Consider the following 23,607-nt stretch of genomic DNA (forward strand, 5'->3'; position numbering starts at 1 on the left):
CGGGGCATTTTTTATTGCTCTGCGAACGTTATTCAGCGGAAATCCGATAAACCCGCTCTTCCAGCCGCGTCACTCCCGCCTGGACAAATTTCCAGCTATCGTCCAACACGTCCTGCGCCTCTAACAGCTTCACCTGCCATGTTGAACCCAACAAACGCTGCACCTGCGCATCGTCAACCGAGAAGGGTGGCCCAGCCATTTGCGTCTGATCGTAATCCAGCGTGATCAATAATCCCTGTAACCCAACAGGCAAGATGCTTTGCAGATGCGCCGCATACTGCTCACGCATCGGCGGCGGCAAGGCGATCAGCGCTGCGCGGTCATAGAGTGCCGTGCAATCAGCAACGTCTGTCGCTGTCAGCGCGAAAACATCACCGCACCACAACTCGATGAGGCCCGCGCGATAGACCTTGAACGCACCCTGCTCACTGACTTGCGGTTGCAGTGATTGTTCAGCGAAAAAGTCTTCGACGGCTTTTTCCGCCAGCTCGATCCCGAGCACGCGGTGGCCAAGTCCCGCCAGCCACAGCAAATCCAGACTTTTCCCACACAAAGGCACCAGCACGCCCGCTTGCGTCGGGATCGCGAGATCCGGCCAATACCGTTGCAGATACGGGTTCACTTGCGGCAGATGGAAGCCGATCTGATTGGAAGCCCACTTCTTTTGCCAAAACTCAGGCTGCATGAATATCCCCTAAAAAATCGATCAAAAGGCGTTAAAACTTATATTAGATTTAGATCAATGATCTGACTGAAGATGACCTCATCTTACCGCTCAGGAACCCATCATGTTTCCCAGCCTGTTTATTTCCCACGGTTCGCCCATGCTCGCACTGGAGCCCGGCGCCAGCGGCCCGGCTCTCGCACGTTTGGCAGCCGAACTGCCGAAACCCAAAGCCATCGTGATCGTCTCCGCCCACTGGGAGAGCCAAGAATTACTGGTCAGCAGCCATGCGCAACCGGAAACCTGGCATGATTTCGGCGGCTTCCCTCGTGCGTTGTTTGAAGTGCAATACCCGGCGCCAGGCAATCCGCAACTGGCTGCCGAAGTCGCCGATCTGCTGGCCGCCAACGGTCTGCTTGCGCGCCTCGATCCGCAACGTCCGTTCGATCACGGCGTGTGGGTGCCCTTATCGCTGATGTATCCGCAGGCCGATATTCCAGTGGTGCAGATTTCCTTGCCAAGCCGCGCAGGCCCGGCGCTTCAGACCCGCGTTGGCCGGGCGCTGGCCGGTTTACGCGAGCAAGGGATTCTGCTGATCGGCTCTGGCAGCATCACCCACAACCTGCGCGAACTGGATTGGCATGCTGGGCCGGAAAGCGTTGAACCGTGGGCTAAAGACTTCCGTGACTGGGTAATCGCAAAGCTCGCGGCCGACGATGAGGCGGCGCTGCACGACTACCGCCAGCAGGCGCCGAACGCAGTACGCAGCCATCCGAGTGATGAGCATTTGTTGCCGTTGTATTTTGCGCGAGGGGCAGGTGGCGAGTTCAGCGTGGCGCATCAGGGGTTCACGATGGGGGCGCTGGGGATGGATATTTATCGTTTCGGTTAAAAGCAAAAGATCGCAGCCTTCGGCAGCTCCTGCATGAGAATGCATTTCCCTGTAGGAGCTGCCGAAGGCTGCGATCTCTTGATCTTGAAAAACAGACAAAAAAATCCCCGAACCAGTCGGGGATTTTTTATGTTCGATCAATCAGCCCAAGGGCGGATCAATCTTCGCGATAGCGACGCAGTTTCAGCTGCTTACCGGCAACGCGAGTGTCCTTCAGTTTGGTCAGGAGTTTGTCCAGACCATCTTCCGGCAGCTCGACGAGGCTGAAGCTGTCACGCACCTGGATGCGACCGATCGCTTCACGGGCCAGACCACCTTCGTTGAGGATGGCGCCCAGCAGGTTTTTCGCAGCGATACCGTCACGCGCACCCAGCGCGGTACGGCAACGAGCACGGCCTTCGCCCAAAGGCATTGGCGCGCGACGCTCGCGGTCACCACGATCAGGACGGTCACCGGTACGCTCAGGACGGTCGCCACGCGGTGCGTTGTTCGGCACCAGTGGACGTTCCTTCTCGATCGCCGCCAGGTTCAGCGCTTGACCGTTGGTGGCTTTGCGCAGCAGCGCAGCAGCCAGAGCACGCGGAGTGCAACCGATGTCTGCAGTCAGACGATCAAGCAGTTCACCGTGAGTCGACTCGGCATCAGCAACCAGCGGCGACAGGCTGTTGGTCAGTTTCTTGATGCGTGCATCGAGAACTGCCTGTGCGTCCGGCAGGCGGACTTCAGCAACTTTCTGACCGGTTACACGCTCGATCACTTGCAGCATGCGGCGCTCACGTGGAGTCACCAGCAGCAGTGCACGACCTTCGCGACCGGCACGGCCAGTACGGCCGATACGGTGAACGTAGGATTCCGGATCGTACGGCATGTCAACGTTGAACACGTGAGTGATGCGCGGAACGTCCAGACCACGAGCAGCAACGTCGGTCGCCACAACGATGTCCAGACGGCCATCTTTCAGCGAGTCGATGACGCGCTCACGCTGGTTCTGGGCGATGTCACCGTTCAGCGCAGCGGCTTTGTAGCCTTTGGCGTCGAGGGCACTGGCCAGATCCAGGGTCGCTTGCTTGGTGCGTACGAACATGATCAGAGCGTCGAAATCTTCCACTTCCAGCAAGCTGAGAACGGCCGAAGTCTTCTGGTCAGCGTGAACCAACAGGTGAGCCTGTTCGATCGCGGTAACAGTCTGGGTCTTGGTCTGGATCTTCACGTGTTGCGGATCGCGCAGATGGCGTTCGGCAATGGCGCGGATCGACTGCGGCAGGGTAGCCGAGAACAAAACGGTCTGACGGGTCGCTGGCAGAGCCTTGAAGATGACTTCCAGGTCATCCATAAAGCCCAGCTTCAACATTTCGTCAGCTTCGTCGAGAACCAGGTGGTTCACGGTCGACAGAACTTTCTCGTCGCGACGCAGGTGGTCGCACAGACGGCCCGGAGTGGCGACAACGATCTGTGCGCCGTTACGGATAGCCTTGAGTTGCGGGCCCATCGGCGCGCCGCCGTAAACGGCAACAACGGTGACGCCTGGCATTTGCTTGGCGTAGGTTTCAAAAGCGGTTGCTACTTGCAGCGCCAACTCTCGGGTTGGCGCCAGGATCAGGGCTTGCGGTTCGCGCTTGGCAGGATCGATGCGGTGCAGAATAGGCAGAGCGAACGCGGCGGTTTTACCGGTACCGGTTTGCGCTTGGCCAATCATGTCCTGGCCGGCCATGATGATCGGGATCGATTGCTGCTGAATCGCCGAAGGCTCTTCGTAGCCGGTCGCTGCGACGGCTGCAAGAATATTCGGGTTAAGATTAAAAGCGGCGAATCCGCCGGTTTCCTGGGTCATGGGTCTGCCTCTAAGTGCATCCGCAAAGACCCATGCTCCAAAGCTGCGCATGCCGTGTTGAGACTCAAGAGTCGCCCTGGCAGCTTTGTCGGCGGGGATTTGCGAAAACGAATGAATGAAAAAAAGAATCGTCCGGGAAGAGCCCGCAATGCGGACGTGCAGCCGAAGCTGACTTCGGGAAATTGCGCTACCTAAACGCGGCCCGGTTAAAGGCCGGCGCGCACTATACCGGATTTTGCCCAAAAAGGGAGCTTTTTTTATCGTCTGAATGCGTGTGTCACCGCTGTGTAACGGGGTTTTGCGGATAATCGCGCCAAGGTCTATTTTTCAAAGGCCCGGCCCTGCGGGCGATGACGCTTAAACGATTCACCGACGTGCGGCATTCCGTCGCCGCACCCGCCCTTCCCGCCCGAGGATTTACCATGAACCAGCCCTGCCCCGGCCGCGTCAGCCGAGAACGTCGTGGCCACATGCACTTGATCGGCCTGGATCGAGCGGCCAAGCGCAATGCTTTCGACCTCGACCTGCTCAATGAGCTAAGCCTGGCTTACGGCGAGTTCGAGGCCGACAGTGAAGCCCGGGTGGCTGTGGTGTTCGGCCACGGCGAGCACTTTACCGCCGGTCTCGATCTAGTGAATGCCAGCTCGGCGCTGGCCCAAGGCTGGCGGGTTCCGACCGGCGGTTGTGATCCGTGGGGTGTATTCGTCGGGCCGAGGGTGAGCAAACCGGTAATTGTCGCTGCGCAGGGTTATTGCCCGACCATCGGTATCGAATTGATGCTGGCTGCTGATATCAATCTTTGTGCGAGCAATACCCGCTTCGCGCAAATGGAAGTACAGCGTGGGATCTTTCCTTTTGGTGGCGCGACGTTGCGTTTTCAGCAGATCGCCGGTTGGGGCAACGCGATGCGCTGGTTGCTGACCGGTGACGAGTTTGATGCGCACGATGCGTTGCGCTTGGGGTTGGTGCAGGAAGTGATGGCCAGTGAGGATTTGCTGCCACGGGCGATTGAATTGGCCGAACGGATTGCCCGGCAGGCACCGTTAGGGGTGCAGGCAACGTTGATGTCGGCGCGCCAGGCGCGGTATGAGGGTGAGACGGCGGCGGCACAGGGATTGCCGGCGTTGGTGAAGAAGTTGCTGGCGAGCGAGGATGCCAAGGAGGGGGTACGGTCGTTGGTGGAACGGCGCCCCGGAATATTCAAAGGTATTTGAAACAGGTGGCGGTCATGCCGACCCCATCGCGGGCAAGCCCGCTCCCACAGGTTCCGCGCCGTACACAAAATCTGTGAAGGACACGGTCACTGTGGGAGCGGGCTTGCCCGCGATGGGGCCGGCACATTCAGCGAATCATGTGGCCGGGCGAATCGCCTTGATCAACGACTCCAGCGAGTAGCCCAACTGCGGCGCCAGTGCTTCGGCCCGGGCGCTCAGCGCCTGCATGTCCAGCTCCTGATCGAGGTCCGCCGGCACCAGCAGAATCACATTGCCCTCCTTCACCGGCAGCTCCCAGTAATGCCGGTGATAGAGCCCGCGCAACAGCGCCGCGCCCAGTGGCTGGCCATCATCGGTAGCCCACTGGTTGATCACCAGCCAGCCACCTGGATTCAAACGCTTCTGGCAATCACCGAGAAAACCCCACGCCAGATGCCCGACACCCGGCCCGACGTCAGTGTAGAGGTCGACGAAGATCAGATCCGCAGGTTCCGCCGTCGGCAACAACTCCAACGCATCACCGACACGGATATACAAACGCGGATCATCGTCCAGCCCAAGGTATTCGATGGCCAGGCGCGGCACGTCCGGGCGCAACTCGATGGCTTCGACGTCTTCCAGCGGCAAGAACTTGAGGCACGCCTGAGTCAACGTCCCCGCACCCAGCCCGAGAAACAGCGCACTCTCCGGCAGCTCATGGCACAACGCGCCGATCAGCATCGCGCGGGTGTAGTCGTATTCCAGCCAGCTCGGGTCAGCAGTGAACACGCAGCTCTGCTCGATCGCATCACCGAATTCCAGAAAGCGATAATCAGCCACTTCCAGCACGCGAATCACGCCGAACTCATCCTGTACTTCGGCGAGCAGATGCTCGACGCGCTCCTCAGTCATTTCGTCTCCTGATGGTCACCGGGCGCGGTGACGCGATGGCACCGCTATGGCGCCGTGGCAAAACGGCGATTGTCGGCGAAGGGGCAGGAACAGGTCACGCACTAATTTGCTGATACCATGGCCTTCCGTGCGTAGAACCTTAGAGACCGTGATGAGCCAACCGTGGAGCCCTGACAGCTGGCGCGCCCTGCCGATCCAGCAACAACCCCAATACCCCGACGCCGCGCACCTGCGCCAGGTCGAGCAAACCCTGGCCAGTTATCCGCCATTGGTGTTTGCCGGCGAGGCGCGCGAACTGCGCCGTCAGTTTGCCGAAGTGACTCAGGGCCGGGCGTTCCTGCTGCAGGGCGGCGATTGCGCGGAAAGCTTCGCCGAATTCTCCGCAGCGAAGATTCGCGACACCTTTAAAGTGTTGCTGCAAATGGCGATCGTCATGACCTTCGCGGCCGGTTGCCCGGTGGTCAAGGTCGGGCGCATGGCCGGTCAGTTCGCCAAGCCGCGTTCGGCCAACGACGAGACTATCGACGGCGTGACCCTGCCCGCCTACCGTGGCGACATCGTCAACGGCATCGGCTTCGACGAAAAGAGCCGCGTGCCGGATCCGGAACGCCTGCTGCAATCCTATCACCAGTCCACCGCGACGCTGAACCTGTTGCGCGCCTTCGCCCAAGGCGGTTTTGCCGACCTGCATCAGGTGCACAAATGGAACCTCGATTTCATTGCCAACTCGGCGCTGGCCGAGAAGTACAGCCACCTCGCCGATCGCATCGATGAAACGCTGGCGTTCATGCGTGCCTGCGGCATGGACAGCTCGCCGCAACTGCGCGAAACCAGCTTTTTCACCGCTCACGAAGCGCTGCTGCTGAACTACGAAGAAGCCTTCGTGCGTCGCGACAGCCTGACCAATGATTACTACGATTGCTCGGCGCACATGCTCTGGATCGGCGACCGTACCCGTCAGCTCGACGGTGCGCATGTCGAATTCCTTCGCGGCGTGAACAACCCGATCGGCGTCAAAGTCGGCCCGAGCATGAACCCGGACGACCTGATTCGCCTGATCGACGTGCTCAACCCGAGCAACGACCCGGGCCGCCTGAACCTCATCGCGCGCATGGGCGCGAACAAGGTCGGCGATCACCTGCCAGCGCTGATTCGTGCAGTGCAGCGTGAAGGCAAGCAGGTGCTGTGGAGTTCCGACCCGATGCACGGCAACACCATCAAGGCCAGCAGCGGCTACAAGACCCGCGACTTCGCGCAAATCCTTGGTGAGGTCAAACAGTTCTTCCAGGTGCACGAAGCAGAAGGCACTTATGCCGGCGGTATTCACATCGAGATGACCGGGCAAAATGTCACCGAGTGCATTGGTGGCGCGCGGCCGATTACTGAAGACGGGTTGTCGGATCGGTATCACACGCATTGTGATCCGCGGATGAATGCTGATCAGTCGCTGGAGTTGGCGTTCCTGATTGCTGAAACCCTGAAGCAAGTCCGCCGCTGAGGCTGGACATCTTTATCGCCTGACCTGGCCCCATCGCTGGCAAGCCAGGCTCCCACACGATTCGCGTCGTACACAGATTTTGTGACCGACCCGATCACTGTGGGAGCTTGGCTTGCCAGCGATGGCGTCCGCTCAATCGCTCCCGATCTGCGTCAATGCCACCCGCAACCGTGCGGCACTCTCGCGCTGACAATTCAGCTGCACCCGCGCAAGCCCCAACCAATTCGCCATCCGCCGCAAATTCACCGCCAGCGCCAACATGCCCTGCTCATCCAACCCCGTTTTCTCTTCGTGCACTGCATGCACCGCCAACCGTCCTGACGCCCGCTCGGCGCGCAGATCGACCCGCGCAGCAATGCGCTCGTTGTGCAAAAACGGCAACACGTAATAGCCGTAAACCCGCTTGTCCTGCGGTGTGTAAATCTCCAGCCGATAGCGGAAGTCGAACAGCCGCTCCGTCCGGCTACGCTCCCAAATCAACGAATCGAAGGGCGACAGCAGCGCACTGGCGACAACCTTGCGCGGGACTTTCGGCTCCGCCAGGCAATAAGCGATCTGCCGCCAACCGGCGACTTCGCACATTTGCAGTTGCCCCGCCTCAACCAGTTCCGCCAAACGCGGACGCGCGTCAGCAGGATTCAGACGAAAGTAATCACGCAGATCTTTTTCGGTGCCAACGCCCAGTGCCTGCGCTGCGTGCAGCAGCAACCCACGCTGCGCCTGGGCTTCATCGGGGAGCGCTTGTTGCAGGGTCGATAACGGGAGCACCCGCTCCGGCAAATCGTACAAACGCTCAAAACCGCGCCGTCCGGCCACCGTCACCTCACCGGCAGCGAACAACCATTCCAGCGCATGCTTCTCCGCACTCCAGTCCCACCATTGGCCGGGCTTGCCTTCGCGAGTCGACAGACTGCCAGCACCCAATGCGCCACGCTCTTCGACTGCGCTCAATACCCGGCGCACCACGTCTGGCTGCTCGCGGCCAAACTTTGCCAATTGCTGATAGATATCTTCGCCACGCCTGGCCCGCTGCATCCGCCAGCCCATCAGCGGATACATCGACAGCGGCAGCAACGACGCCTCGTGCCCCCAGTATTCAAACAACGTACGACGTCGCCCTGAACTCCAGGCGGCCTGGTCGAGCAAATCGGAAGAATAGGCGCCGAGACGGGAAAACAGCGGCAGGTAGTGCGAGCGCACAACAGCGTTGACGGAATCAATCTGCAAAAGGCCCAGCCGTTCGATCAGCCGGTTGACGTGCGTTGCCTTGACGGTCGGCGGCTGGCGCCCGTTGAATCCTTGGGCAGCCAGCGCCAGACGTCGAGCCTGATTGAGGGAAAAGGACAGTGTCGCGCGCATGAGCATCTCCTTGTCTGCTCGCAACCTACCTCACCTGAAAGTTGTTTGTGTAGTAATCCCCTGATCATTTGTGCATTGGGTCGTCCCAGAACGGCCGCACCGCTTCATGTTCGACATCGGCACGGCTGATCCCGATGTCCTTCAACGCTTCGTCACTCAGACTGGCGAGCAACTCACGTTCGCGGTGCAGTTCGTACCAGCGGCTAAACTTGTGCAGCAAATCGGAAACGATATGGCCGTGACCGGCAAATTTATCGTCCCTTACATACTCGCTTTGACCTTTCATCGTGTTGCCCTCCATGTGGATGGCTCAAGTCTCGCGCCGGCGCTAAGATCAATCCAACGAATGTTTCTGATGGCATGCATCACGGAGATTCATCAATTGTCGGCCTACCCAAGTATCGATACCGATGTACTGCGCACCTTTGTCGCGATTGCCGACCAGGGTGGCTTTACCCGCGCAGGCGAGATGGTCAACCGCACGCAATCGGCGGTGAGCATGCAGATGAAGCGTCTGGAAGAAGACGTTTTGCAGCGCCAGCTATTCGAGCGCGAAGGCCGTCAGGTGCGCCTGACTGCGGAAGGCCAGGTGCTGCTCGGGTATGCGCGGCGCATCCTCAAACTGCACAGCGAAGTGTTCAACACGTTGCGCGAGCCACACATGGTCGGCACCGTGCGCATTGGTACGCCGGATGATTACGTGATGCGCTTTCTGCCGGGGATCCTCTCGCGATTCGCACAGTTCTATCCGCTGATCCAGATCGAAGTGCACTGCGAGTCGACCAAACAACTGCTGCAACGCACCGATCTCGATCTATCGATCGTCACTCGCGAGCCGGGCAACGAGATCGGCCAATTGCTGCGCAAGGAGCGTTTCGTCTGGGCCGAGGCGCAAAACTTCAGCGCCCACGAGCAAACACCGCTGCCACTGGCGATGTTCAACAGTGATTGTTTCTGCCGCTTGTGGGCGTGCAACGCGCTGGACGCGATGGGCCGCGATTACCGTATCGCCTACAACAGCACCAGTTTGTCGGCGCTGATGGCCGTGGTCAGCGCAGGTCTGGCGATTACCGCCCAACTGGAAAGTCTGATCACCCCGGACATGCGCATTCTCGGCGCCGCCGAAGACCTGCCATTGCTGCCCGAGGCGAGCATTATGCTGATCCGCAACCTGAACAATCCGTCGCCGATCACCGAGTGCCTGGCCGAGCACATCGTCGAAGGTTTCAAACTTTAAACGCGAGCATCACCGCACACAGCACCAGAAAGCCGCAAAACAGCCCACGCAGGAGTTTCTCCGGCATCGCGTGGGCGACCTTCACCCCCCAACTGATGCTGGCCAGACCGCCGATGGCGAGCGGCAAGCCGATCATCCAGTCCACTTCGTGGTGCACCGCGTAAGTCACCAGGGTGACGCCAGTGCTTGGCAATGCCAGCGCCAGCGACAAACCCTGGGCAACCACTTGCGTGGTACCGAACAGGCTGGTCAGCACCGGCGTCGCTACCACCGCCCCACCAACACCGAACAACCCTCCCATGGTCCCGGACGCCGCACCGAGTACGCCGAGCCACGGCCACGAATAACGCATTTCGGAAGTGGTAGCGGGTTGACGACCGAACATTTTCAGCAGGTTGTAGGCCGACAGCACCACAAGAAACGCGACGAAGCCGATACGCATGGTTTGCGCATCAATGCCCATCGCCCAGATCGAGCCGATCCAGGCAAAGCAGAATCCCATTACCGCCAACGGCAAAGCGTGGCGCAGTTCGATGCGATTGCGCTGGTGGTAGCGCCACAGCGCCAGCATCACGTTGGGCACCACCATCACCAGCGCCGTGCCCTGGGCAATCTGTTGATCCAGCCCGAACCACACGCCGAGCAATGGAATGGCAATCAAACCGCCACCGATGCCGAAGATACCTCCGAGCGTGCCGAGCGCCGCGCCGAACAGCAGGTACAACAAAAACTCCATCACAGCCAAATTCCTCTTACGTCAGGCGATTCATCCTACGCAGTCACGGCTGGCGGGGAAACGCACAGCAACGCACAATGGCTGTGCCGATATCGCACAAGCGTTGAATCCACATGAATCCCAATCAATTGACCGATCAACTCGGGCTGTTTCTCGATGTGCTGGAGAGTGGCAGCTTTTCCGCCGCCTCGCGCCGGCATCCGCTGACGCCATCAGCGGTCGCGCGGCGCATCGACAGTCTGGAGAATGCCGTCGGCAGCCAGTTGTTCATTCGCAGTACTCACGCCGTACTCGCTACGCCGGCCGGTCTGGCGTTCGCCGAGCGAGCGCGGCGCATCGTCGCCGAACTGCAACTGGCCCGGGCCGAAGCGGTTTCCCTGAGCAGCGCACCCGAAGGCTTGATTCGCATCGATGCCCCGGCAGCGTTCGGGCGGCGGCATCTGGCGCCGGTGATTGCCGACTTCCTCGTTCTCTACCCAGGGCTGGACGTGCAATTGCACCTGATCGACAGTTTCGTCGACATGGGCGGTTCGAACCTGGGCAAGGTTGATCTGGTGCTACGTGCGGGGCAATTGGCCGACACACGACTGGTCGCCACGCCGTTGGCGAGCATGGTGCGCATTGCCTGCGCCAGCCCGGACTATCTCAAGCGTCGCGGCGTGCCCAAGCAACCAGCACAGTTGAACGAGCATGACGGACTGGATTGGGAAGGACTGGCCCCGCCCTTCGCCTGGCGTTTCGAACAGGACGGGCAAATGCACTTGCACCGTCCGGCACGCATCCGCATGAGCGCCAACAATGCCGAGGCACTCGTGTGTGGCGCCTTGGCCGGGCTGGGCATCGCCCACTTGCCCACCTGGCTGGCCAGCGAATATCTGCTGCGCGGGGAACTGCTGCCGCTGTTTTGCGAAAGTGGCCTGCCGAAAGCTGAATCTACGGGCATCTACGCACTGCGCATGGAGCAGCAGACCCACTCCCGCAGCCGTTTGCTGCTGGAGTACCTGAAGACGCGGTTCAGCCCGGTGCCCCCTTGGGATCTGGCGCTGCAGCGGGATCTGGGTCGTCACTAGTGACGGATAATTATCTGGCGCATTAAACATTCGAGCGCTAGATTCATGCCCATCACCGATCAAGGCTTAGATATGACCATCGACCACAACACCCCTGACGTTTGCGAAGAACTGCTGCTGGACAACCAGGCGTGCTTTGCCCTGCACTCGACTTCACTGATGATGACCAAGGTTTACAAGCCGCTGTTGCAAGCGCTGGGCCTGACGTATCCGCAGTACCTGGCGATGATGGTGCTGTGGGAAAAGGATGGTCTGACCGTCGGAGAAATCAGCACGCGGCTGCTGACCGATCCGGGTTCACTGACGCCGCTGCTGAAACGGCTGGAAGGCGAAGGCTTGCTCAGCCGCACTCGCAGCCGTGAGGATGAACGCGTGGTCATTGTCGAACTGACCGAGCAAGGTCGAGCACTGAAAGACCAGGCGCGCAGCGTTCCGCCGTGCATCCTCGGCGCCAGCGGCTTCAGCCTGGAGCGTCTGCAAAACCTGCAGTCCGAATTGCAGGCCCTGCGCAGCTACCTGCAAAACAGCCTCGCCTGATTCTTGTAGGAGCAAGGCTTGCCCGCGAAGACTTGCTCCCTGCCGGAATCGCTTTGACTGATACACCGCCATCGCGGGCAAGCCTTGCTCCTACAAAGACTTTTCGCCTTCCGAAAACGCCCTCCAACCGCTCTAGACCGCGCTTATAAACGTCATTGAACGAAGCATCGGAATTATCAGCGCTGCATTTTCAGAAAAATTATCTTGCGCGCAAGATATTAGCGAGCTACATTCATCTCGCACTTACTTAGCGCGCAAACAATTAGCGCAAAATATTACATCCGACGAGGCTCACACCATGCAAACGCTCTACACCGCAATCGCAACCTCCACCGGCGGCCGTGATGGTCGTGCGATCTCCAGCGACAATATCCTCGATGTCAAACTCGCCACCCCGAAAGAACTCGGCGGCGCTGGCGGTGCAGCGACCAACCCTGAGCAACTGTTTGCTGCCGGTTACTCGGCCTGCTTCATCGGCGCGCTGAAATTCGTGGCCAGCCAGACCCAACGCAAAATCCCGGATGACGCCTCGATCACCGCCCACGTCGGTATTGGCCAGATTCCTGGCGGCTTCGGTCTGGACATCGATTTGCACGTCAGCCTGCCAGGCCTGGAACAAGCCGACGCGCAATCGCTGGTCGACGCCGCGCACCAGGTCTGCCCGTACTCCAACGCCACCCGTGGCAATGTCGATGTTCGTCTGCACGTCACTGTCTGAATAAAGCAAAAAGATCGCAGCCTGCGACAGCGCCTACACCGAATCCTGTAGGAAATGCCGCAGGCTGCGATCTTTTGATCTTTCAGCAGGCACAAAAAAGCCCGACTCAATGGTCGGGCTTTTTCTTTCCGCGAAAAGCAGTGCTTATTTAGCACGGCCTTTGTAGGAACCGCCTTCGCGGGTGTCGATCTCGATCTTGTCACCGATTTCGATGAAGTCAGCAACTTGCAGCTCAGTACCGTTGCTCAGCTTGGCTGGCTTCATTACTTTGCCGGAAGTGTCGCCGCGAGCCGAACCTTCGGTGTAGTCAACTACGCGCACGATGGTGGTCGGCAGCTCTACGGATACCAGACGATCTTCGAAGAACACGGCTTCGCAAACGTCGGTCATGCCTTCTTCGATGAACGGCAGAACGCTTTCGATATCTTCAGCGTTCAGCTCGTACATGGTGTAGTCAGTGGTGTCCATGAACGTGTAGGTGTCGCCGCTGATGAACGACAGGGTCGCTTCTTTGCGGTCGAGGATTACGTCGTCCAGTTTGTCGTCAGCGCTGTAAACGATCTCGGTCTTGTAACCGGTCAGCAGGTTTTTCAGCTTGGTCTTCATGATCGCGCTGTTACGGCCCGACTTGGTGAATTCAGCTTTCTGAACCAGCCAAGGATCGTTTTCGAGACGAATCACTGTACCGGGTTTGAGTTCTTTACCAGTTTTCATTGCGAATATCCGAATTTGGATGGGATTTACAAAAATCTAGGCCGCGTATCATATCCAATTTAGGTAAAACTGTACCAGCGCCGCGGCAAGATCGGCCTGCAAGCCTTGTTCCAGACACCATCCCTCGGCGTTTTCTTGCAGCTCTGGCCAATAATTCCGGGCATTGAGCCAGTGTTCCCCGATCGGCAGACCAGCGCTCCACGCCTGCCAAAGACCGTTCATCGCCTCAGCGGCTGCCGGCGACAGGCCTTTTGTATAGAGCGCCAGGAAGGCATCGAGCTTGTCCAGATGGATGTCTTCGTCCTGCTGATAGATGTGCCAGAGCATCGGCCGCCCTGCCCATTGCGCCCGGACGAACGAGTCTTCGCCGCGCACCGCGTTGAAATCACAACACCAGAGCAGACGATCATATTGATCCTGACGGACAAACGGCAGCACTTGCACGGTCAATGACTGGCGCACCTCAATAGCGCCGACGCTGAGGGTTTCCACCCCAAGCCAGCGCGCCACGTCGCCGAGAATTCGCCCTTCCGGCACCAGCAGATGGTTCGGTTTCGCATCAGCGGCCAATACATCGAGCCAACTGGCCAGCCCGGCGTTCTCGTAGGCAAACAGCGAAATCAACTGAGCCTCGGGCGCGCGCTCGATCCCCAGACCTTGCAGGAATTGTCGCTGCGCTGGCGGATCCTGCTGAAACTGCCGACGCTGCTCAAGCAATCCTCGCTCACGCAGCAATCCACCCGTGCCCGCCTGGAACCCCGGAAAAAAGAAGATCTTCTGCACCGATTTGTACTTCACCGACGGCAAGCCGTGGCAGCCAACAACCCAATCTTCGGCACTCAGATAGTCGAGATTCATCCACAGCGGCGGTTTCGCCCGCTCGGCCATGGCGTCCATGTAATCAGTGGGCAATTGACAGGCGAACGCGGCGATCACCACATCAGCCGCTCCGGTCGGTGCCCATTCGCGCGGCCAATGGCGCACTTCGACGCCTTGCTGCCATTGCCGTGCGGCATTGCTGTCGATTTCCGGGCAAATCCGCTCGAACGCCCGCAGATCATCGACCCACAGCCGCACCGCCAATGAATGTTCAGCCACTAATTGCCGGGCCAGACGCCAGGTCACGCCGATGTCGCCATAGTTGTCGACCACGGTGCAGAAAATATCCCAGCGGGGTTTCAGTTCCAGCATTCAAGACTCCCGTTGGCAAAAGCAGCGATTGTCCGCATAAATGACCTCGCGCAGAAGAGCCGACGGCGATTAATCTTCGTGCGACAATCGCCACTTGCCCGCAATCATCCGCCAGGAGGCAGCCATGCCCTACCGTCCCAACTCGCGTCCCCCCTTGCCTGTTCAGCTTAGCGCGCTGCATCTGACCGGCAGCATTGCCTTGGGCCTGTGGCTGGGCTTTCTCGCCATCGCACTGACCTGCTGGCTGCTCTCTCGATTTCTGTTCAACGAACAATTGGCCCCGGTCGCTCAGGCGGTACAGCAACTGGCCAATCCACCGGCTGCCGTCCAGGAGCGTCCGGACATCCCGCCGCAGAGTCCGTTGTTCGATCAGTACGAAGAAAACCTGCGCAAGAACGAGCAGCAGAATCGCCTTGATCAGGCACGCAGCAGCAGCCGTAACCAGGCGAACCCAAAATGCCAGTTCTGGCTGCAGCAGGATCAGACCGCGCCCAGCGAAAAGAGCCGCGCCAACGTTTTGCAATTCTGCGATTGATCATGAACAAGCACAGCGTCCACCAACTGATTATCGACAAACTGCGCATCGACCTCGACATCGCCGAACGCGCCGCGCAAACCGCTTACGAAACCGCGACCCACGAAGAGAACATCGCCGAAAACAAGTACGACACGCTGGGTTTAGAGGCGTCGTACCTGGCAGCCGGGCAGGCGAAACGGGTTGAGGAAATCCGTCAGTCACTGGTGCTGTGCCAGAACCTGACACTGCGCGCCTATGATGAAAACCGTGGAATAGAGGTCGGCGCCCTGCTCGGCCTGGAAGATGAAAAGGGTCGCGAGCAATGGCTGTTTCTGGCGCCGGATGCGGCGGGCCTGAAAGTCGATGTGGTGGGTCAACCGATTACCGTCATCACCCCGCGCTCGCCGCTGGGCAAAAGCCTGCTGGGCAAGTTCGAAGGCGATGAGGTGGAAATTCTGGTGGCGGGCACCCGGCAACAGTTTGCTGTCACCGAGGTGCTTTGAGACAGGTGCTTAGTGAACCGGCAGTTCGACGCCGTCGAACAGCTCTTCCAGTTCCTGCTTGTTGTGGCACTGAATGGCTTTGGCCATCACTTCACGGGTCAGGTGCGGCGCGAACTTCTCAATGAAATCGCACATGAAACCGCGCAGGAAAGTGCCGCGACGGAAACCGATTTTGGTGATGCTCGATTCGAACAGCTCACTGGCATCCAGCACCACCAGATCGTTGTCGAGTTTGGTGTCGACCGCCATTTTCGCCACGATGCCCACGCCCAGGCCAAGACGCACGTAGGTTTTGATCACGTCGGCGTCGGCAGCGGTGAACACTACTTTCGGCGTCAGGCCACGATGGCTGAAGGCTTCGTCGAGTTTTGAACGGCCAGTAAAACCGAACACGTATGTCACGATCGGGTATTCGGCCAATGCTTCGAGGGTCAGCTTCGGCAGTTTGGTCAGCGGGTGGCCCTGCGGTACGACCACGCAGCGGTTCCAGCGGTAGCACGGCATCATCACCAGATCGCCGAACAACTCCAGCGCTTCAGTGGCGATGGCGAAATCGACGGTGCCGTCAGCGGCCATTTCAGCGATCTGCATCGGCGAACCCTGATGCATGTGCAGCGCAACGTCGGGGTATTGCTTGATGAAATTGCTGATCACCGGCGGCAAGGCATAACGCGCCTGGGTGTGAGTGGTGGCGATCGACAGGGTACCTTTCTTCTCGTTGGAGAACTCCTGGGCGATCTGCTTGATGCTTTCAACCTTGCGCAGAATCTCACCGGCGGTGGTGATGATGCGCTCGCCGGCTGGCGTGACGCGGGTCAGGTGCTTGCCGCTGCGGGCAAACACTTCAACACCGAGTTCATCTTCCAGCAGACGGATTTGTTTACTGATGCCCGGTTGCGAGGTGTAAAGGCTTTGGGCTGTAGCGGAGACGTTGAGGTCGTGGTGCGCCACTTCCCAGATGTAGCGCAATTGTTGAAGCTTCATATGAATCCCTCAAAGCAGGTAGACGCCACGGGCATCAGCGACGGTATATAACTATATTAATGGTTTGGAGAATAAATCTAGAACTTTTTTATCAAAACGCCATTAATCCCGCTTCAGCGATCCTCCCGCCGCCGACGTTCCACCAGTGGCACCAGATAAACCGGCACCTTGGCCAATTGCAGGACCCGTGTCGCCGTGCGCCCCAACGGTGTTTCCGCGCCCACCCCATGGCTGTGACTGCCTACGATCAGCAAATCGACGGAGAGTTTCTCCACCTGGTCGAGAATCACCTGCGACGGATCGCCCTGCAGCACACGCACCGCGCGAATCCGTTGCAAATCCTGCTCGCCCTCATCCCCCAGTTCTTCGCGAAAACTCTCCAGCACCCGCTGCTCGATATTGGCAATGACTGTTTTCAGACCCTCGCTGTGGAATTCGTTCAACGCCTGCTCGTCGAGATAGCTCTGCAACACCGATTCGGCAAACAGCCCCATCGGTTCTACCGCATGCACTACATACAAGTCGGCGTTGAACGTTCGCGCCAACGCCAGGGCATGCTGCATCACCAACGGTGCGTACAGACCGAGGTCAGTGGCATACAGCATCGAACGAATCATATGACCTCCTCGCAAGCCAACATGGCGGAGATTTGATTCAGCTTAGCAGTGCCTTGGCGAGTACGACGTGCGACGCAACGTCTTGAAGCACAGGGGCTTTAGATCGACGGTTCGTTGCTGATGCCATGCGGCACATGGCCAGTGGCGACCACTTCGCGGGCGAGTTCACAGTGACCGGCCTGATCGTCGAAGAACACGTCGGCGGCAAACGCTTCGAGAAACGCCGATTTGGTCAAGCCACCGAGGAACAGTGATTCGTCCAGGCGGATATCCCATTCACGCAAGGTGCGGATCACCCGTTCGTGTGCCGGTGCCGACCGCGCGGTGACCAGCGCCGTGCGGATCGGGCAGTCGTCATCGGGAAACTCGCGCTGCAACAGATTAAGCGCGGCGAGGAAGCCCTTGAACGGCCCACCGCGCAATGGCTCGCGCGCCGATTCACGTTCCTTGGCCTGAAACGCTTCCAGCCCACCGGACTGATAGACGCGCTCCGATTCGTCGGAAAAAATCACCGCGTCACCGTCGAAGGCAATGCGCAGTTCATCGCTGGCCGCGCGGCTGGCGCCACCGGACAAAATCGTCGCGGCGGCAAAACCGGCATCCAGCGCCGCGCGCACATCCTCGGCATGCGTCGACAGAAACAGGTCGCAACCGAAGGCTTTCAGATACGGATACGGACTGCGCCCGCCGACAAACGCTGCGCGGGAAATCGCCAGACCGTAATGGTGAATCGAGTTGAACACGCGCAAACCGGTGTCGGCGCTGTTGCGCGACACCAGGATCACCTCGACCCGCGCGCGGCCGAGGCGAGTGTTCAGGTTCAGGAGTTTTTCCACCAGCGGGAAGGCATCGCCGGGCGCAAGAATCTCGTCTTCGTGTTCGATCTGATATTGCCGATAGGCTTCGACACCGCTCGCCAGGTAGACCTTGTGGCTCTCGCTCAGGTCGAACAGGGCACGCGACGAAATCGCCAGCACCAGTTTGTCATCGATGTTCTTGGCCATGCCTTCCCCCGCCTTGCAAAAAAAAACGATCGACTCAAATGTTGCGTCGATCGATAAAACTCAAACTGCGATACAACGCCTCGATTCGCGGCAGCTCACAGCCCGCCGCTTTCGCCGCCGCCAGTGGACGGGCATAAATGGCCTCAAGCTCCAGCGGTCGCTGATGCGAAAAATCGTGGTACATGCTTGGCCAGTAATCGGGCATTTTCTCGGTCATCGTGAACAGATACTCGGCGTAACCGGCCGGGATCTGGTGGCCACAAGCCTGGGCGCCCTGCACCACTTCAGCCATCAATGCCTGAATCAATGCGCGACTGTCGGCGTCAGCCATCAGTGGCGTCGTGCTCGCCCCGAGTAGCACCGAGAGACCGTTATAAGGAATGTTCCAGATCAGTTTCTGCCAGCGTGCCTGGTGCAGATTGGGCATCGCCTGCGAGTCGATACCGGCGCTGCGAAACAGGCCGGCGCCCTCCTCGACCAACGCCATGCGCGCCGCTTCATCGACGGCCGGGCCGCTGTGATAACCGACATTCACCGCGCCGAGGGCCTGATGGGTAATCTGCCCCGGCCCGTCACGATGCACGCAGATCAGGCATAAACCGCCCAATACATGCAGGGAGTCGGGGAGCAGTTCACGCAGGCTGTCCTCGACGTCCAGACCGTTTTGCAACACCAGCACTTTCGCGTCGGGTTTGCCTGCCTGAACGATCGCCGGGGCGAGACCGGCGGTGCTGGTGGTCTTGGCGCCGACAAGAAGCCAGTCGCACGGCGGCATGTCTTCGGCCGCAGAATAGGCCTGCACCGGATCGAGAGTCAGCTTGCCGTGCACCGCGCTGTCCACCTGCAAACCACGCTCGGCAACGGCAGAGAATTCGCTGCGCAACAGAAAGTGCACATTGAATCCGGCCCGCGCCAGCATCAAACCGTAGAACCCGCCGATGGCCCCAGTACCGATAATCCCCACCACCGGTTTGTTGATTGTCCCCATTTATGGCAACTCCTCTGCAATTCGATCCAGTGCCTGGGCCAGTGCCGCATTCAGCGCATCAGCAGCCAGGCGCGTGTGCAATGCTCCAAAGAACTCGCCGTCGCGCACGACAAACAGCGCCGGCAAATGAAAGACCTGATAACGCTCCACCAACCCGCCGTTGTAGCCGGCATCAATCCAGCACAGGCGATCCACTGCCAGATCGAATCCCGGTAAGACCTCGCGGGCGAAGCGACAGCTGGCGCAGCCGACACTGGTAAAAATCACCAGAGAAACGCCGTTCATCGCCAACAGCCGTTGGTCGGCGTCGAAATCAGTCAGTTCGGATTCGACCACTATACTGGGGGAAACAATGTCAAATGGCCGACACAGGGAGTCTGTGCTCATGGGACGTTTCATACCTCATCCGGACGAGGTGCCGGTTGAATTAACCTTGCTCAAGCCTGAGTGTATTTCCAGGCAACAGCTGCACACTATCAGCCTCGGCGGCATCGCTTGCAATTACCACCGCGCCTGGCGCCATGGCACGGCGCTGCAAGTGCGCATGCCGACGCTCAATGCCGACATCTGTTATCCGGGCTATGTGGCGTGGTGCCTGCGGCGCAAAAAGGGCTATCTGGTGGGGATCGCGTTCACCGATGAACAGACGCTGTTCAGCGCAAGAATGGGTGAGCAGGTGTGTCAGATCGAACGCTATTGCCGCATGAACGATGCCCACGATGACCTGCAGGATATTCAGGCACTGGCGCTGCAATGGGTCGAGCAACACGCCGAGGAGTTCTCCCATGACAGCGTGCGCAAGGCTTTCGCCCAGCCAGTGCTGGACTGACGCGCTTCTCTAAACAGTTACTTGCCCATTGTCGAGCAGCGCTTGACGCGCTAAGGTTCCGCTCCCCGACGCGCTTAAATCTGCTGTGCTCCGCCGCGCGGGGATCGCTGGCGGCCGGCACCCGTGACCTGACGAGTAAACGATGGCTGATTTACCGATCAACGACCTAAACGTCGCCTCTAACGAGACCCTGATCACTCCCGATCAGCTCAAGCGTGATATCCCTCTGAGCGACGCTGCCCTGCGCACCGTTACCAAGGGCCGCGAAGTCATTCGCAACATTCTTGATGGCACCGACCACCGTCTGTTCGTAGTGATCGGCCCGTGCTCGATCCACGACATCAAGGCTGCCCACGAATACGCCGAACGCCTCAAGGTGCTGGCGGAGGAAGTCTCCGACACCCTGTATCTGGTCATGCGCGTGTATTTCGAGAAGCCGCGGACCACCGTCGGCTGGAAAGGCCTGATCAACGATCCGTATCTGGATGACTCGTTCAAGATTCAGGACGGTCTGCACATCGGTCGGCAGTTGCTGCTGGACCTGGCCGAAAAAGGCCTGCCAACCGCCACCGAAGCCCTCGACCCGATCTCCCCGCAGTATCTGCAGGACCTGATCAGTTGGTCGGCCATCGGCGCGCGAACCACCGAATCGCAGACTCACCGCGAAATGGCTTCCGGCCTGTCCTCGGCCGTAGGCTTCAAGAACGGCACCGACGGTGGCCTGACCGTGGCGATCAACGCCTTGCAGTCGGTTTCCAGCCCGCACCGTTTCCTCGGTATCAACCAGGAAGGTGGCGTGTCGATCGTCACCACCAAAGGCAACGCCTACGGTCACGTTGTCTTGCGCGGTGGTAACGGCAAGCCGAACTACGATTCGGTCAGCGTCGCCCTGTGCGAGCAGGCGCTGAACAAGGCGAAGATCAAGCCGAACATCATGGTCGATTGCAGCCACGCCAACTCCAACAAGGATCCGGCTCTGCAACCGCTGGTGATGGAAAACGTCGCCAATCAGATCCTTGAAGGCAACCAGTCGATCATCGGCCTGATGGTCGAAAGTCACCTGAACTGGGGTTGCCAGGCGATTCCGAAAGACCTCGCCGACCTACAATACGGCGTGTCGATCACCGATGCCTGCATCGACTGGTCGGCTACCGAGAACACCCTGCGCAGCATGCACGCCAAGCTCAAGGACGTACTGCCAAAACGTCAGCGCAACTGATCGGCGTTTCGCAGGCATAAAAAAACGCCGGGCATTGCCCGGCGTTTTTGTGTGTGCGATTCAGATTTTTGCGGCGCGGCGCTGATGGCGTTCCATGTAGCGCTCGACGTAGGAGCATGACGGGATCACCGTGTAGCCCATTTCTTCGGCGTACTGCAACGCGCTTTCGGTCAGCGCAGCGGCAATGCCACGGCCTCGCAAGGCGTTGGGCACGAACGTGCGATAAATATCCAGGGTCTGTTTCCCCAGATCCATATAGGTCAGGTAGGCACGATGACCGTCCACATTGGTCTCGAACTGATGACCAGCCTGGTCATGGTGGATGGACAACGCCTCGCTCATCACTACTCCTCGCGGGTCTTGGATTCTGACCCCTACCTTACCGATGTTTTTCCGGCGAAGGAACATCTACGCCACCCCGTGCCTGATGGACACCGAGAAGAGCCACACCGATCTCGCGCAACCGAGCACCTGATAAATAGTAGGCGCCATTGGCAGAAATGCTCAAGGTGCGCTCGTCATCAAGCGGGTTGACGGTGGGTTGCTCCGATGGACGCAGGGGTGGCGGGGAAACAGATCTTCCCGGTTCGCTCACCTGAACATTGCCGGATGTTGAGACTTAAGACGTGCAACCTTTTTTAAAGTCACCTCAACATGGACAAAGATAAGCGAAGTCGCGCGCAAAATCGGAATAAAAGTGTAGACGAATCCATCTAGAAACACTTTAGCCAAGACCGCAAAAACAGCACGTGGTAACGGGAACTTTTTCTCATTAACTCGCTCAGCGCGGGGCTTGCAGCTGGGCATTTTTTATACAGCGCAGTTAAAAGTTGCTCGAAAAAGAATCAGCGCCTACAATTTTTTTTGCTTCTTGCGCTACGTCAGTTTACTTACTACAAGTAATGGGTAGTATGTACGCCGGCTATTTCCTCAATCGTGAGGAGACAGCTACTTAATTGAAAGTCCTTGAAGGGGAACACGATGAACAACGTTCTGAAATTCTCTGCTCTGGCTCTGGCCGCAGTTCTGGCTACCGGTTGCAGCAGCGCATCGAAAGAAACCGAAGCACGTCTGACCGCTACTGAAGACGCAGCTGCTCGCTCCCAGGCTCGTGCAGACGAAGCTTACCGTAAAGCTGATGAAGCTCTGGCTGCTGCTCAAAAAGCACAACAGACTGCTGACGAAGCTAACGAGCGTGCTCTGCGCATGCTGGACAAAGCTAGCCGCAAGTAATAATCCTTCGGGATTGTTATCAAGCCGATCCGATGTCTGGGTCGGCTTTTTTGTGCCTGATGCTTTTGTCCCGGCAATAAAAAACCCGCCGACGCTGCACGCATCGACGGGTTCTTCACCGCCAGCTTATTGCTGCATATCGATCGGCGCACTCGAAACAATCGGTGCCGACGTATTCGGTGTGCCGATTTCCGTTGGCAGACCATCTTCGGCCGCAACCACATCGCGCACCACATCCCAGTTCACGCGCAGGTTACTGGTGACGTCTTCACGCTTGAGCATCGCGTTGATCACCGCCGTGTGTTTGTCGACCACCGACGGGTTGCCCTTGTCGTCGATCGGCGTGTGCGCTTCCAGGTAGACCTTGCCGCCACTGCGACCGAACTTGTAGGCATCATTGAGGATCCGTACCGACGTGCCGACCGGCACCATGCTGGCCATTTCCAGCACGTTGTTGTTGAACATGCGGAAGCAGCCGTGGCTGGTGCGCATGCCAATGCCGAACTTCTTGTTCGAACCGTGGATCAGGTAACCCGGCGTACCGAGGGTGAACTTGAACGGGCCCAGTGGGTTGTCGGGGCCGGCCGGCACGACGTTTGGCAGCGGATCACCATCAGCGGCGTGTTCAGCCTTGATCGACGCTGGAGGCGTCCAGGTCGGGTTTGGCGTCTTGGCGGTGATCGAGGTGTGCGCGATTGGCGACCCCCAACCCTCACGACCAATCCCCAGCGGGAACGTGTACACCACGTTCTTGCCCTTCGGGAAGTAGTAGAGGCGATATTCGGCGAGGTTGATCACGATGCCTTCACGCGGGCCCGGCGGCAGAATGAAACGCGTCGGCAGGACGATTTCGGTACCGGCGCCCGGCAACCAGGCATCGACGCCCGGGTTGGCCGCGACCATTTCCGAATAGCCCAGATCGTAGGTGGTGCCCAGATCGGCGAAGGTGTCTTCGTACTTGGCTTTGATCACCTGCACCTGACCGATGATGTCCTCACCGGGTGGTGGCAGGGGAAACTCCAATGCAGCAACGGGACCGGCCACACACAGGGCGGCAAGTGACAGGCAGCGGGTGACGGCAGGAAAGCGCGGCAACATCCGGAAAATCCTTCGCATGATCAACAAGGGTATAAGAGCGCGATTGTACACCGCACTTTGAAA

The 23,607-nt window shown here is 59.0% G+C and carries 27 protein-coding genes; 12 read left to right on the plus strand and 15 right to left on the minus strand.

The genetic code is table 11. The features are described 5' to 3' along the window. Positions 1-28 precede the first annotated feature (28 nt). Entirely contained in the window at positions 29-685 is a 657-nt protein-coding gene (locus tag JFT81_RS27845; protein ID WP_201230793.1) for a thiopurine S-methyltransferase, read from the minus strand. Positions 686-788: 103 nt separating this feature from the next. Here JFT81_RS27845 and JFT81_RS27850 point away from each other — a divergent pair, with 103 nt between their 5' ends. After that, positions 789-1,556, plus strand: a complete 768-nt coding sequence (locus JFT81_RS27850) for a class III extradiol ring-cleavage dioxygenase (RefSeq protein WP_201230794.1) — start codon at positions 789-791, stop codon at positions 1,554-1,556. 157 nt (positions 1,557-1,713) lie between these two features. Here JFT81_RS27850 and JFT81_RS27855 read toward each other — a convergent pair whose 3' ends face one another. Further along, positions 1,714-3,387 (minus strand): DEAD/DEAH box helicase, encoded by a 1,674-nt coding sequence (locus tag JFT81_RS27855; protein ID WP_008088238.1) that lies wholly within the window; start codon positions 3,385-3,387, stop codon positions 1,714-1,716. A gap of 422 nt (positions 3,388-3,809) precedes the next feature. On the opposite strand from JFT81_RS27855, the gene JFT81_RS27860 reads away from it, so the two are divergent. After that, positions 3,810-4,601 carry a crotonase/enoyl-CoA hydratase family protein gene (locus JFT81_RS27860; protein WP_201230795.1) on the plus strand — a complete coding sequence of 264 codons (792 nt, stop codon included), beginning with the start codon at positions 3,810-3,812 and terminating at the stop codon, positions 4,599-4,601. 135 nt (positions 4,602-4,736) lie between these two features. On the opposite strand, the gene JFT81_RS27865 is transcribed toward JFT81_RS27860, so the two are convergent. Continuing rightward, positions 4,737-5,492, minus strand: coding sequence for a spermidine synthase (locus JFT81_RS27865; protein ID WP_201230796.1), 756 nt, complete (start codon positions 5,490-5,492; stop codon positions 4,737-4,739). A 151-nt stretch (positions 5,493-5,643) separates the two neighbouring features. Between JFT81_RS27865 and JFT81_RS27870 the strand changes: the two genes are divergently transcribed. Next, entirely contained in the window at positions 5,644-6,990 is a 1,347-nt protein-coding gene (locus JFT81_RS27870) for a 3-deoxy-7-phosphoheptulonate synthase class II (RefSeq protein WP_103304747.1), read from the plus strand. Between the two features lie 132 nt (positions 6,991-7,122). Here JFT81_RS27870 and JFT81_RS27875 read toward each other — a convergent pair whose 3' ends face one another. Together JFT81_RS27875 and JFT81_RS27880 are read right to left on the minus strand one after the other, a co-directional pair. Continuing rightward, on the minus strand, positions 7,123-8,349 hold the full coding sequence (locus JFT81_RS27875; RefSeq protein ID WP_201230797.1) for a winged helix-turn-helix domain-containing protein: 1,227 nt from the start codon (positions 8,347-8,349) through the stop codon (positions 7,123-7,125). 64 nt (positions 8,350-8,413) lie between these two features. Beyond that, on the minus strand, positions 8,414-8,635 hold the full coding sequence (locus JFT81_RS27880) for a DUF1127 domain-containing protein (protein ID WP_201230799.1): 222 nt from the start codon (positions 8,633-8,635) through the stop codon (positions 8,414-8,416). 96 nt (positions 8,636-8,731) lie between these two features. On the opposite strand from JFT81_RS27880, the gene JFT81_RS27885 reads away from it, so the two are divergent. Next, a complete protein-coding gene (locus JFT81_RS27885) occupies positions 8,732-9,586 on the plus strand; it encodes a LysR substrate-binding domain-containing protein (protein ID WP_201231100.1) in 855 nt (284 codons plus the stop codon). Here JFT81_RS27885 and JFT81_RS27890 read toward each other — a convergent pair. Then, positions 9,576-10,325, minus strand: a complete 750-nt coding sequence (locus tag JFT81_RS27890; protein WP_201230801.1) for a sulfite exporter TauE/SafE family protein — start codon at positions 10,323-10,325, stop codon at positions 9,576-9,578. The two genes, JFT81_RS27885 and JFT81_RS27890, sit on opposite strands and share 11 nt — an antisense overlap. A 110-nt stretch (positions 10,326-10,435) precedes the next feature. On the opposite strand from JFT81_RS27890, the gene JFT81_RS27895 reads away from it, so the two are divergent. From JFT81_RS27895 to JFT81_RS27905, 3 genes are all read left to right on the plus strand, one after another. After that, positions 10,436-11,392 (plus strand): LysR family transcriptional regulator, encoded by a 957-nt coding sequence (locus JFT81_RS27895; RefSeq protein WP_201230804.1) that lies wholly within the window; start codon positions 10,436-10,438, stop codon positions 11,390-11,392. Positions 11,393-11,464: 72 nt separating this feature from the next. Continuing rightward, on the plus strand, positions 11,465-11,929 hold the full coding sequence (locus JFT81_RS27900) for a MarR family transcriptional regulator (protein WP_201230806.1): 465 nt from the start codon (positions 11,465-11,467) through the stop codon (positions 11,927-11,929). A 298-nt stretch (positions 11,930-12,227) separates the two neighbouring features. Further along, on the plus strand, positions 12,228-12,647 hold the full coding sequence (locus tag JFT81_RS27905) for an organic hydroperoxide resistance protein (RefSeq protein WP_201230808.1): 420 nt from the start codon (positions 12,228-12,230) through the stop codon (positions 12,645-12,647). Between the two features lie 144 nt (positions 12,648-12,791). Here JFT81_RS27905 and JFT81_RS27910 read toward each other — a convergent pair whose 3' ends face one another. Together JFT81_RS27910 and earP are read right to left on the minus strand one after the other, a co-directional pair. After that, positions 12,792-13,361, minus strand: a complete 570-nt coding sequence (locus JFT81_RS27910) for an elongation factor P (protein ID WP_123534886.1) — start codon at positions 13,359-13,361, stop codon at positions 12,792-12,794. 48 nt (positions 13,362-13,409) lie between these two features. Then, positions 13,410-14,552 carry an elongation factor P maturation arginine rhamnosyltransferase EarP gene (gene earP / locus JFT81_RS27915; RefSeq protein ID WP_201230817.1) on the minus strand — a complete coding sequence of 381 codons (1,143 nt, stop codon included), beginning with the start codon at positions 14,550-14,552 and terminating at the stop codon, positions 13,410-13,412. Between the two features lie 124 nt (positions 14,553-14,676). On the opposite strand from earP, the gene JFT81_RS27920 reads away from it, so the two are divergent. Both JFT81_RS27920 and JFT81_RS27925 read left to right on the plus strand, forming a co-directional pair. After that, the gene (locus tag JFT81_RS27920; protein ID WP_201230819.1) at positions 14,677-15,087 is read left to right on the plus strand and encodes a hypothetical protein; all 411 of its coding nucleotides are present in this window, start codon (positions 14,677-14,679) and stop codon (positions 15,085-15,087) included. Between the two features lie 2 nt (positions 15,088-15,089). Beyond that, complete coding sequence (locus JFT81_RS27925; protein WP_201230821.1) at positions 15,090-15,572, plus strand: GreA/GreB family elongation factor; 483 nt, start codon at positions 15,090-15,092, stop codon at positions 15,570-15,572. Positions 15,573-15,581: 9 nt separating this feature from the next. On the opposite strand, the gene cysB is transcribed toward JFT81_RS27925, so the two are convergent. The 5 genes from cysB to JFT81_RS27950 form a co-directional block, all read right to left on the minus strand. After that, a complete protein-coding gene (cysB, locus tag JFT81_RS27930; protein WP_007908591.1) occupies positions 15,582-16,556 on the minus strand; it encodes an HTH-type transcriptional regulator CysB in 975 nt (324 codons plus the stop codon). Positions 16,557-16,669: 113 nt separating this feature from the next. Continuing rightward, a complete protein-coding gene (locus tag JFT81_RS27935) occupies positions 16,670-17,173 on the minus strand; it encodes a universal stress protein (RefSeq protein ID WP_201230822.1) in 504 nt (167 codons plus the stop codon). 98 nt (positions 17,174-17,271) lie between these two features. Beyond that, complete coding sequence (locus tag JFT81_RS27940) at positions 17,272-18,177, minus strand: 5'-nucleotidase (RefSeq protein ID WP_201230823.1); 906 nt, start codon at positions 18,175-18,177, stop codon at positions 17,272-17,274. Positions 18,178-18,211: 34 nt separating this feature from the next. Beyond that, positions 18,212-19,165, minus strand: a complete 954-nt coding sequence (locus tag JFT81_RS27945; protein ID WP_201230824.1) for a putative 2-dehydropantoate 2-reductase — start codon at positions 19,163-19,165, stop codon at positions 18,212-18,214. Then, positions 19,166-19,552, minus strand: a complete 387-nt coding sequence (locus JFT81_RS27950) for a thioredoxin family protein (protein WP_201230825.1) — start codon at positions 19,550-19,552, stop codon at positions 19,166-19,168. It lies immediately after the preceding gene. Between JFT81_RS27950 and JFT81_RS27955 the strand changes: the two genes are divergently transcribed. Both JFT81_RS27955 and JFT81_RS27960 read left to right on the plus strand, forming a co-directional pair. Continuing rightward, entirely contained in the window at positions 19,551-19,994 is a 444-nt protein-coding gene (locus JFT81_RS27955) for a PilZ domain-containing protein (RefSeq protein WP_201148625.1), read from the plus strand. The two genes, JFT81_RS27950 and JFT81_RS27955, sit on opposite strands and share 2 nt — an antisense overlap. 142 nt (positions 19,995-20,136) lie before the next feature. Next, entirely contained in the window at positions 20,137-21,213 is a 1,077-nt protein-coding gene (locus tag JFT81_RS27960) for a 3-deoxy-7-phosphoheptulonate synthase (RefSeq protein WP_201230826.1), read from the plus strand. A 60-nt stretch (positions 21,214-21,273) separates the two neighbouring features. Here JFT81_RS27960 and JFT81_RS27965 read toward each other — a convergent pair whose 3' ends face one another. After that, a complete protein-coding gene (locus JFT81_RS27965) occupies positions 21,274-21,555 on the minus strand; it encodes a GNAT family N-acetyltransferase (RefSeq protein WP_003226804.1) in 282 nt (93 codons plus the stop codon). A gap of 639 nt (positions 21,556-22,194) precedes the next feature. Between JFT81_RS27965 and oprI the strand changes: the two genes are divergently transcribed. Then, positions 22,195-22,446: an outer membrane lipoprotei OprI gene (oprI, locus tag JFT81_RS27970; RefSeq protein WP_003199355.1), complete on the plus strand. Its 252-nt coding sequence runs from the start codon at positions 22,195-22,197 to the stop codon at positions 22,444-22,446. A 126-nt stretch (positions 22,447-22,572) separates the two neighbouring features. Here the strand turns inward: oprI and JFT81_RS27975 are convergent, their stop codons facing one another. Then, positions 22,573-23,544, minus strand: a complete 972-nt coding sequence (locus JFT81_RS27975) for a L,D-transpeptidase family protein (RefSeq protein WP_201230827.1) — start codon at positions 23,542-23,544, stop codon at positions 22,573-22,575. Positions 23,545-23,607 lie beyond the last annotated feature (63 nt).

The sequence above is a fragment of the Pseudomonas sp. TH43 genome (assembly GCF_016650635.1).
Lineage (GTDB): Bacteria > Pseudomonadota > Gammaproteobacteria > Pseudomonadales > Pseudomonadaceae > Aquipseudomonas.